A 9,970-nucleotide genomic window follows, 5' to 3' on the forward strand; every position below is an offset into this window, starting at 1 on the left:
AACGTGCGCATCATCAGCCACGGGGAGACCTTCGACGAGGCGTCGAAGCACGCCGTCGCCCTCGCCGGGGAAGAAAGCCTCGTGATTATTCATCCCTTCGATGACCCGATGGTGATCGCGGGGCAGGGGACGCTGGGGATGGAGATCGTCGAGGAGATCGGCCTGCCCGGAACCATCTACGTCCCCGTGGGCGGCGGTGGGCTGCTGGCCGGCATCGGGGCCGCGGTGAAGGAGACGTATCCGGAGTCGGAGCTCATCGCGGTGCAGGCGGAAGGGGCCTCTTCGCTCCTTCCCTCCCTCGAGAAGGGGAGGCCCGTGGTCTGTCCGGAGGCACGCACGATCGCGGACGGCATCGCGGTGAAGTCGCTGAGCGAGCGGACCTACGAGGCCGCAAGGCGGTGGGTCGACGACGTCGTCGTCGTGGACGACGAGGAGATCGCCGCGGCGATCCTGTACGCCCTCGAGGAGATGAAGACCACGCTGGAGGGGGCGGGAGCCGCCCCGCTGGCGGCGCTTCTTTTCAAGCGCCCGCCCACGAGATTCCCCGCCGTGATGGTCCTCTCGGGGGGGAACATCGACGTCAACTTCCTCTCCCAGATCACCGAGAGAGGGCTGTTCCGCTCGGGGCGGCTCGTCCGCCTCCGGTTCCTCATCCCGGACCGGCCCGGCGCCCTGGCCACCCTGCTCTCTGCGGTCGCGAGGGAGCGGTCGAACGTGGTCAGCATCGAGCATGACCGTCTTCCGCCCGACTGCCCGCTTGGGTACTCGACCGTTGTTCTTCTCCTCGAGACGCGCGACCGCGCCCACGGGGAAATACTCGCCTCGCGGCTTTCCGAGCAGGGATTCGAATCGACGACTTGAATCTCCGGGTGGTTCGCTGCAGCATCATGAGGGGCAGTCCCCTGCATTGCGTGTCGATAACGTGCAAACCGACCTATAATGAGATGTGTGTGCAACGATGGAACCGAACGCGATGCGGCCGGGAGACCGGAAAGAGGCAATACGCCTTCCCTTAACGCACGCTTTGCGGATGCTGCTCTTCTTCCTGCTTCTCGTCGCCTCCGCGGCGGTCCTGTACACGACGGCGCAGAACGCCCGGGCCGTTCGTAAACTGGCAGGCCAGTCGCTGGAGAGTACTGCCGTGGCCCTTTCCGTCGCAACCGAGTCCGCCCTCCGCGCGGGCCCCGCAAGCGGCCCGAGGGGGAACGTCCGGGAGATCCTGTCGGACAGGGTCGTGGCATACGCGCTGATCTCCCGGAGTGACGGGACCATCATATTTCACACGAACCCCTCCCTGCCCGGAACGCGGATCTCGGACCCCCCTCCCCCGGGTTGGTTCGGATCCGGAAACGCATTCGGCCGCCAGATAACTCTCGGGACGGGCCTCCCCGCTTACGAGTACAATTACCAACTGCAAAGCACCGGTGGAGGGGACGAGTTTCTCCGACTGGTCCTCCACGCGACGCCGACGGATCGTATCACCAAGGGGGCGGAGCGGATATGGTGGACGGTCGGGTTCGCGCTCCTTGTCCTGTGGGCGGTCGGGATTTTGCTGGAGAGAACGATGACCCGCCAGTTTCGACTACAGGCCGAGGCGGACCGCCGGGAACGGATGGCCCTCATCGGGCAGATGACCGCCTCCCTGGCCCACGAGATCCGGAACGCTCTCGGAGGCGTGAAAGGGTTCGCCCAGCTCGTCGACGAAAGGACGGAGGAGCCCGACTCCCGGAAGAAGGGGCTCGCGGCTCTGCTTCGCGGGATCGGCCGCATCGAGGCGCTCGTAAGGGATCTGCTTCTCTTTTCCCGGGAGGAAACCTTCGATGTTCGACCTCTGCATATCGCCGGCATCGTCCGGGAGGCGGTTATGGCCGACGCCGCCGGCTGGAAAGGCGGCGAGGAACTCGAGCTCGACCCAAAGGTGCGGGCGATGGGGGACCGGGAGAAGGTTCTCCGGGTGCTGGGGAACGGAATCCGAAACGCCATCCAGTCCATGGGGGAGGAAGGCCGCCTGCGGATCTCCGCCCGCAGGGAGGGGAACCGGGTCGCCGTACGGATAGAGGACACGGGGGGAGGCGTACCGGAGAGCGAAAAGAGGCGCCTGTTCACTCCGTTCCATACCACGAAAACCGATGGAACCGGTCTGGGACTGGCCTATTCGAAGAAGGTTATCGAAGGGATGGGGGGCACGATCGATCTGGCGAACCGGGACGGGGGAGGCGCAGCCCTCTCGATCCTCCTCCCCTGCGCGGGGAACGAAAAAAATGGGTAGATCCATCCTGATCGTGGATGACGACGAATTGATGCGATCCTTCTTCTGCTCCGTCCTCGCGGAGGAGGGGTATCGTATCGAAGAGGCGAAGGACGGCAAAGAGGCCCTTGGCAGGCTTATCGGAGGAGAATTCGACCTCGTCGTGACCGATCTCAGAATGCCGGACATGTCCGGCATCGACCTCATGCGGGAGGCCGGGAAGACAAATCGGGATTGCCGGTGGATCGTCGTCACAGCACACGGCTCGATCGGGAACGCCGTGGAAGCGATGAAAGCCGGTGCGGCCGATTATCTTACGAAGCCCCTGGGCAGCCCCGAAGACCTGCGGCACGTGGTACGCCGCGTACTCCGGGAGACTGAAAAGGAGGAGAGGATCTCTCTTCTGTCCGAGGAGGTCGGCAAGCGGTTTCCTCCCGTCGAAATGATCTTTCTCGGAGAGAAAATGAAGGAGGTGTCTCGCCTGGTTCGGGAGGTCTCTCCCACTCCCGCAACCGTTCTGATCACAGGGGCGAGCGGAACGGGGAAGGAAGTCATGGCCCGCGTGATCCACGGATTGAGCCCGAGGCGGGACGGCCCCTTCGTGGCGGTCCAATGCTCCGCCCTTCCCGAGGCCTTACTCGAAAGCGAACTGTTCGGACATGAAAGAGGCGCCTTCACGGGGGCGACGGCCTCCCGGAAAGGGCGTTTCGAGCTGGCGGACGGGGGAACGATCTTCCTGGACGAGATCGGGGATATCCCCCCTTCCGTTCAGGTGAAGCTGCTCAGAGTTCTCCAGGAGAGGGAGTTCGAGCGGGTGGGCGGGACGAGATCCCTTTCGATCGACGTAAGGATCCTGTCGGCGACGAATCGGGATCTGAAATCGGAGATCGCCTCGGGGAAGTTCCGGGAAGACCTGTATTACAGGCTCAACGTATTCCCGATCGCACTTCCACCCCTTTCGGAGCGCCGGGAAGCGATCCTCCCCCTAGCGGAGTTCTTCTCGAGGAAATTCGCGGAATCGTTCGGAAAACCGGTTCCCGGAATATCGGACGAGGGCAGGAACGCCCTCCTGCTGTACCGATGGACGGGAAACGTACGGGAACTTCAGAACGTGATCGAGCGGGCGGTCATCCTCGCTGGGGGCGATATCGACGTCAGCCACCTGAACCTCGAGGTCGAGGCGGATTCCCCTCCCCCAGGGGAAGGGCTGCTCCGGACGCAGGAGCGGGAAGCGATCAGGAGAATCCTCGACGAAGAGGGGGGAAACCGCCGGAGAGCTGCGGAACGTCTCGGGATCTCCGTTCGCACGCTCCAGTACCGGATCAAGGAGCACGGCCTTTGATGGAGGGAGTGCAAATCCTGCGCCCCTGGGTGCAACGATTGCGGACCGGATGCGCGATCATTCCAGGTTTTGATTATAATTCCAGCCGGATTTCAGCATGTTTTCCTCCATCCGCACATTGGCATCTTCCTTGCTTCCTTGCCTGTGTGGAAGACGACCCCCTGAAAGGAGGAAACGAAGATGAAGAGAAAACTCGGCGCGGCCATTCTGGCGGGAGCGTTCCTCACCGCGGCGTCTCTGCCCATCGATGCCCTTGCGGGGCCGGGCGGGGGAGGGAGGATGAGCGGTGCGACCAACCAGGTCCGGGGCGTTGAGAGGATCCGGACGTGGGATCGCCTGCGCCTGCATGATGGTTTCCGCATCGATCCCGCCAGGGAATCCGCGGGGACAATGGAGAAGAGGGGGCACACCTATGGACCGGGTGACGGGACAGGAACCCTGGGCGCCCGCCCGACAGACGGAAGCGGATACGGCGCTCCTTCGGGGAGGTAGCGCCGGGTCTGCCGGACGGAGCAGGACGGCAGGGGCCGCCCTGCTCTTACTCCTGGCCATTGCCGCTCTCGTCCCGGTATTCGAAGGGACGGCAAGGGCGGAAGAGGACACCATCCTTTCCGGAAGCGGCATCCAGTACCCCGGCGGCTTCGACCTGAACACGGTGGGCGAGATCCATGGCCGCGCGGAGGGACTTGACCGTCCCGAGCGGGGCCCCGTCCGATTCCGGCTGCTTGCGGGACGCGAGTCCTACATCGTCCTGGGCTCACCGGCCTGGTTCTGGCGTGACACCGGTGCCGACCTTCCCGACGGGACCGAGGTCCGCGTACTCGGCTCCAAGACCCTCGGGAGGGATGGGCGCCTCTACATTATCGCCCAGGAGATGCAGATCCTTCCCTCCGGTCGATCCGTTGTCCTTCGGCACAACGACGGCTATCCCGCCTGGAGGGGACCTCGTGAGGGCCCCTTTGGGACGCGGGGCGGTTTCGGTTCTCCCACGCACGGCGGAAATGGAGGAATGGGAAGCGAGCACGGCGGAATGGGTGGGGGGCACCGATGAGCGGGGGCGGACGCGGAAATAGCCGGAATGACAAAACCAAGAGGATCCCCGTGTACTCGGGGCGAACGATCGCCGCCTGTCTCATCGGGCTGTGGTTGATCCTCGGCTCCTCCGTCTACGCCGGTTGGGAGACGGGGGCGAAGGCAGGGTTCGACACGAACGTCAACCGGGATACGGGCGGCGGGGAAAACGACCAGTTCCTTTCCGTCTACGTCTCCTTCGACCGTGGACCGACCGGGGAGCGCCGTCTCGACTGGACCATGAGCACGACGGCGGAAGGCGCGGCGTTTTCCCGATTTTCCGACCTCGGATACGTGTCGGCGACCGTCGCCCCGGGCCTCGTCCTACTGTACGGCAGCATCCACGTCATCTCGGCCTCTCCGTTCCTGAGCGCGAAGAGCGTCGTCGACTCGGACCAGTCCTCGGTCTCCTTCGGCGTACGCATGGCCCTCAGGCATCGACTCCGGCGCGACATTTACATCGGGGAGTATTACGTGTACACGGACAGCCGTGCGGAGGTCGAAACGTTCTCCTACACGGGAAATGCCGTGGGGATTTTCGCGGGCTTTGCCTGGACGCCCGCAGCCTCAACGGAAATCGGGTATGAGTTCTCCCGTGGGGATTCCTTCCGGTCCCTCGGAGTCGGGACGGTCGAACCCGCAGGAGGAGGAGCCGGTGGAGAGCACCACAGGTTCTCGGATGCATTCGACTCGGAGGTCGCAAGGGAGCGGGTAACCCGCCACGCCGTCGGAGTGAACATCGGCATCCTCTTGGGGAAATCCCTTTTCTCCCGGGCGGGCTATACCTTCACGAATATGGACGGCGATCTCGGGACATCCACTTCCCACGCAGGTTATTTTGGCGTGGGGCACCGGTTCTGACTTTTTCCCTCCCCTCCTCCTCCGAAGCACAAGGGACGGACATGCAGGTTTTGCGTTGCGCCATGCAGTTCCTGCATGGCGGAAGGATTTCCGATTCGAGAGCATCGGGGCGCCCGGCATCTGCAGCAAGACCGCGGGGGAACACCACAACTTCGTGGAATCGCGGAAAAAACACGTGACCCCTGACCGTTGGCGGCAGATCCGTGGAGGGGAGAACCCAACCGGGAACCGTGCAACACCCTTACTGAACACGAAAGAGGGACGGTCCGTCCGTCTGGAGCGAAAGCGCAGGAATATTCGAGCATTGCAGGATAGATCCCGAAGATTCCCCCCTTCCCTCACCCAATGGCACACATTGTGCTGTCTTGTGCTGTATGGATGAACCGGCCAGGCCGTCGTCTTCGCTCCCCTGAAGCCACGACCGGGGATGCACGGGCCAGCGGCCTCCCATCCACGGGCGGCCCGTTTTCCGTACGCTGCGCACCTTCAAGATGAATCAAAAGAAAAGGAGAGAAAAAGATGGATCGAAAGAAGTTTCCGAAAGGCGTTTCGACACTCCTGGTTCTGGGATTGATGTTCACCATTTCCGCCTGCGGATCGTCCGGCAGCGGCGATACTGCCCTCGCTCCTTCCCCACCCGGTACCGCCCTACCGGCTTCGCAGACCGTCGTCGGCACCCTCGACGCAGCCCAGGCGTCATCGGCGCAGACCTTCGCCCTCCTTTACGGTTCAGCACACACGGCTGCCGTTCCCGCGGGAACGACGGTCTCGCTCGACGGGGTGACTCCAGTCCACGTCACCCTAGACGGACGGTTCGAGGCCACGCAGGTCAATGATGGCGACCACTCGTTTTTCGTCCACCTGGGATTGGGGGAAGTCGTCGAAGTCCCCTTCCGGATGCTCGACGGTCGGGGGCTCGACATGGGGACCGTGAGGATCCGGAACGGTCACATAGAGGAAATTTCCGGCTTCGACGGGTACCGGTTCGGATTCATGGACGGAAACGGCGACGGGGTGAACGACAACTTCGTCGACGCCGACGGGGACGGCATCTGCGATAACAACGCGCGCTTCGCCGGCTATCCCTACATGATGGACCACGGCTACGCGGACCAGGACGGGAACGGCAGGAACGACCTCTTCCGCGACGCGGACGGGGACGGGATCAACGACGTTACGGGGATGCCCTACGGCCACGGCTTTGGGTTCGTGGACGGAAACGGCGATGGCGTGAATGACCGGTTCCGGGACGAGGATGGAAACGGGATCTGCGATGTGAGCGGTATGCCGTTCGGCCACCCCTTCGGATACCAAGACGGGGACGGGGACGGCGTGAACGATCTCTTCCGCGACACCGACGGGGACGGGATCAACGACGTCACCGGGATGCCATACGTCGCTATGCCCGGCTGGGTCGACCTGGACGGGAACGGCGTGAACGATTTCTTCCAAGACGCGGACGGAGACGGGATCTGCGACCTCACGGGGATCCCTTACGGCCACGGCTTCGGCTGGAAGGACGACGACCACGACGGCAGGAACGACCGTTTCACGGATGTCGACGGGGACACGGTCGTAGACGCGCAGATAGGGCCCCATTCGGGGATGCACTACCGGTACGGATCCCAGGCACCCCACGTGGACGCAAACGGCGATGGGATCGACGACGGAACTGGCGTGCCGTTCCGGCACGGCTTCGGCTGGGTCGACGGGGACGGGGACGGAAGGAACGACGCCTTCCGCGACGTCGACGGAGACGGCGTCAACGACCTTACCGGACACGGCTACGTCGAGGGCTTCGGCCACGACGGAATGCAACATTCCCACGATCCCATCGACTGGCCAATGGAGCCGCCCGTGCATATGGACGGCGGAATGAGGTAGACCACACTACCCCGGGGGAAGGTGGACGCCGGACGCATCTCCGGCGTCCACCGGTTCTCACTTACCGCTCTCCCGGAAATCGCCTGCTTCCCGCCGCATCCTCCTTCCTGCGGAACAGGTTGGCGCGGTTGCTTTCTTCCTCTGCTTCCCTATACGATCGATAGAAAGAACTACGGGAAGGGAACGACCGGCCGACGCTCCTCCCTTCCGTTCCCTGAATCTTACGTGAATGGTCCTACACGCGCACAGCCATCGCCATCCTTCCGCGGATCCGGTCGTGAGGACGACCGGGAAGGGATCCCGCGCCGTCCTGTGGTCGTTCGCCGCCCTCTTCGCGACAGCCGCCTGCCAGGCGGTCGTCGTCCTCTTCACGGGCAGCGTCGCCCTCCTCGCGGACACGATCCATAACCTGGGGGATGCCGCAACCGCCATCCCCTTGTGGATCGCCTTCCGTCTCGCCCGCAAGGGCCCGAACGACCGGTTCACCTACGGGTACGGACGCGTCGAGGACCTGGCCGGGGTCATCGTGGTCGGCGTCATCCTGGCGAGCGCCATCGCGGCCGGGGCGGAATCGGTCCGCCGGTTCGTGAACCCCGCGCCGGTCAAGCACCTTTGGGCGGTCGCCGCCGCCTCGGTGGTCGGCTTTCTCGGAAATGAGGCGGTGGCCATCTACCGGGTGCGTGTCGGAAAAGAGATCGGGAGCGCCGCGCTCGTGGCGGACGGACGGCACGCGCATGCGGACGCGCTGACGAGCCTCGCGGTCCTCCTGGGAGCGGCGGGCGTCTGGCTGGGATACCCGATGGCGGACCCGGCGGTCGGACTCCTGATCACCGCCATGATCCTCCGGATCGTGTGGGAAACGGGGAAAGAGATCTTCTTACGGCTGCTCGACGGATCCGACCCGGCTGCGGTCGGGGAGATCCGGGAGGCCGCCGCCTCCGTAACCGGAGTCGTGGAGGTATCGGACGTACGGGTCCGCTGGGCGGGCCACCGGATGTACGCGGAGGTAAACCTCGCCGTCAACGGCGAACGGTCCGTGAGCGAGGGGCACGCGATCGCGACGGAGGTCCGCCACCGGATGCTCCACCGCCTCCGGTACCTGTCGGATGCGACGATCCACGTGGACCCGGCGCACGCCTCGGGGGTCTTCGCCCACGGCGTGCCGTCCCACAAACACGACGACCTGCCGGGCCACTCGCACTGACCTGCCCTTTATCGGGGACACCTCCAAAGGGGGACATTCTCACCGGGGACACTCCCAAGGGGGACATTCTCACCGGGGACACTCCTGATTCATCTCCGGGATGCGGGAGAGGAGTGTCCCCGCATATCAGGAGTGTCCCCCCCCAGCGTAGAGGAGTGTCCCCGCCCTTTACGCCACGTCGAGGACGGCGGCGGGCAGCTTCTCCAGGATCGAGAGCAGGAGTTCCTTCCGCATGACCATATCCTCCCGCGCCCTCAGGTCCTTCGCCGCCGCGATCTCCATCCGCAGATGCGATATCTCCGTTTCCAGAGTCTCTTTCAGCGCCCGGATTTCCATGTTGGTCAGCAGGAGTTCCATGGGGCACCTCCTTTTCGGTCCATCCCGTTGATCGCCCCCTGGTGGGATGTTCATTATACCAATACCGCCGGAGGGAGGATATGCCGCGCGCTCTTCCCCTTTCTTGAGGCAAGTTCCCGACGGGTATGGTAATTTCGAAAAATTGACCGGTTGTCCCGGGAGAGGCATTTCCATGCGCTGGCGTCGCCCCGACAAGAAGAGGTTTTTCGTTTTCCTGGCCATCCTGGGCCCCGGGATCATCACGGCATCGGTCGACAACGACGCCGGGGGGATCGCCACCTACTCGATCGCCGGCGCGCATTTCGGGTACTCCCTCCTCTGGACGCTCATCCCGATCACGGCCGCACTGATCGTCGTCCAGGAGATGGTGGCGAGGATGGGGGTGGTCACGGGGAAGACGCTTGCGGACCTCATCCGGGAGAAATTCGGGGTCCGGCCGACCTTCTTCCTGCTCATCGCGCTCCTCCTGGCCAACATCAGCAACACGGTCGCGGAATTCGCCGGCTGGGCGGCCGCCCTGGAGATCTTCGGGGTCAGCAAGTACCTCTCCGTTCCCCTCGGGGCGATGGCGGTCTGGTTCCTCGTCGTGAAGGGGACGTACCGCATCGTCGAGAAGATCTTCCTCATCGCGAGCACCCTGTACTTCACCTACGCGGTGTCCGCTTATTTCGCCCACCCCCAGTGGGGGACGGTGGCGCGGAACCTGGTGACTCCCGTGCTGCAGATGGACAGCGCCTACGTCATCATGCTCATCGGCATGGTGGGGACGACGATCGCCCCGTGGATGCAGTTCTACCTGCAGTCCGCGGTCGTGGAAAAGCACATCCCGGTGGAGGACTACGCCCTGTGCAGAGCGGATGTCATCATCGGCTGTTTCGTCACCGACATCGTGGCGCTTTCGATCATCGTCGCGTGCGGAGCGACGATGTTCGCGCAGGGGATTCACATCAACGACGCCAAGGACGCCGCCCTCGCCCTGGCGCCGCTCGCCGGAAAGTATGCC

At 64.0% G+C, this 9,970-nt stretch carries 10 protein-coding genes; 8 read left to right on the forward strand and 2 right to left on the reverse strand.

All coding sequences use genetic code 11. The features are described from left to right. The 3 genes from VJ307_06305 to VJ307_06315 form a co-directional block, all read left to right on the forward strand. On the forward strand, positions 1–861 hold an 861-nt coding region (locus VJ307_06305), incomplete at its 5' end, for a pyridoxal-phosphate dependent enzyme (GenBank protein ID HJX73752.1). 169 nt (positions 862–1,030) lie between these two features. Continuing rightward, complete coding sequence (locus tag VJ307_06310) at positions 1,031–2,269, forward strand: ATP-binding protein (protein ID HJX73753.1); 1,239 nt, start codon at positions 1,031–1,033, stop codon at positions 2,267–2,269. Further along, positions 2,262–3,590, forward strand: coding sequence for a sigma-54 dependent transcriptional regulator (locus VJ307_06315; GenBank protein HJX73754.1), 1,329 nt, complete (start codon positions 2,262–2,264; stop codon positions 3,588–3,590). Before VJ307_06310 ends, VJ307_06315 begins: the two co-directional genes overlap by 8 nt. Before the next feature lie 57 nt (positions 3,591–3,647). Here the strand turns inward: VJ307_06315 and VJ307_06320 are convergent, their stop codons facing one another. Then, positions 3,648–3,938, reverse strand: a complete 291-nt coding sequence (locus VJ307_06320) for a hypothetical protein (protein ID HJX73755.1) — start codon at positions 3,936–3,938, stop codon at positions 3,648–3,650. Between the two features lie 64 nt (positions 3,939–4,002). Here VJ307_06320 and VJ307_06325 point away from each other — a divergent pair, with 64 nt between their 5' ends. The 4 genes from VJ307_06325 (at position 4,003) to VJ307_06340 (ending at position 8,610) form a co-directional block, all read left to right on the forward strand. After that, positions 4,003–4,641, forward strand: a complete 639-nt coding sequence (locus VJ307_06325) for a hypothetical protein (protein HJX73756.1) — start codon at positions 4,003–4,005, stop codon at positions 4,639–4,641. A 50-nt stretch (positions 4,642–4,691) separates the two neighbouring features. Further along, the gene (locus VJ307_06330; GenBank protein ID HJX73757.1) at positions 4,692–5,522 is read left to right on the forward strand and encodes a hypothetical protein; all 831 of its coding nucleotides are present in this window, start codon (positions 4,692–4,694) and stop codon (positions 5,520–5,522) included. A 519-nt stretch (positions 5,523–6,041) separates the two neighbouring features. Beyond that, complete coding sequence (locus VJ307_06335; GenBank protein HJX73758.1) at positions 6,042–7,406, forward strand: hypothetical protein; 1,365 nt, start codon at positions 6,042–6,044, stop codon at positions 7,404–7,406. Positions 7,407–7,683: 277 nt separating this feature from the next. After that, on the forward strand, positions 7,684–8,610 hold the full coding sequence (locus tag VJ307_06340) for a cation diffusion facilitator family transporter (protein HJX73759.1): 927 nt from the start codon (positions 7,684–7,686) through the stop codon (positions 8,608–8,610). A gap of 168 nt (positions 8,611–8,778) precedes the next feature. On the opposite strand, the gene VJ307_06345 is transcribed toward VJ307_06340, so the two are convergent. Then, on the reverse strand, positions 8,779–8,967 hold the full coding sequence (locus tag VJ307_06345; protein ID HJX73760.1) for a hypothetical protein: 189 nt from the start codon (positions 8,965–8,967) through the stop codon (positions 8,779–8,781). Between the two features lie 172 nt (positions 8,968–9,139). On the opposite strand from VJ307_06345, the gene VJ307_06350 reads away from it, so the two are divergent. Then, on the forward strand, positions 9,140–9,970 hold an 831-nt coding region (locus VJ307_06350; protein HJX73761.1), incomplete at its 3' end, for an Nramp family divalent metal transporter.

Source organism: Candidatus Deferrimicrobiaceae bacterium (assembly GCA_035256765.1).
Lineage (GTDB): Bacteria > Desulfobacterota > Deferrimicrobia > Deferrimicrobiales > Deferrimicrobiaceae > CSP1-8.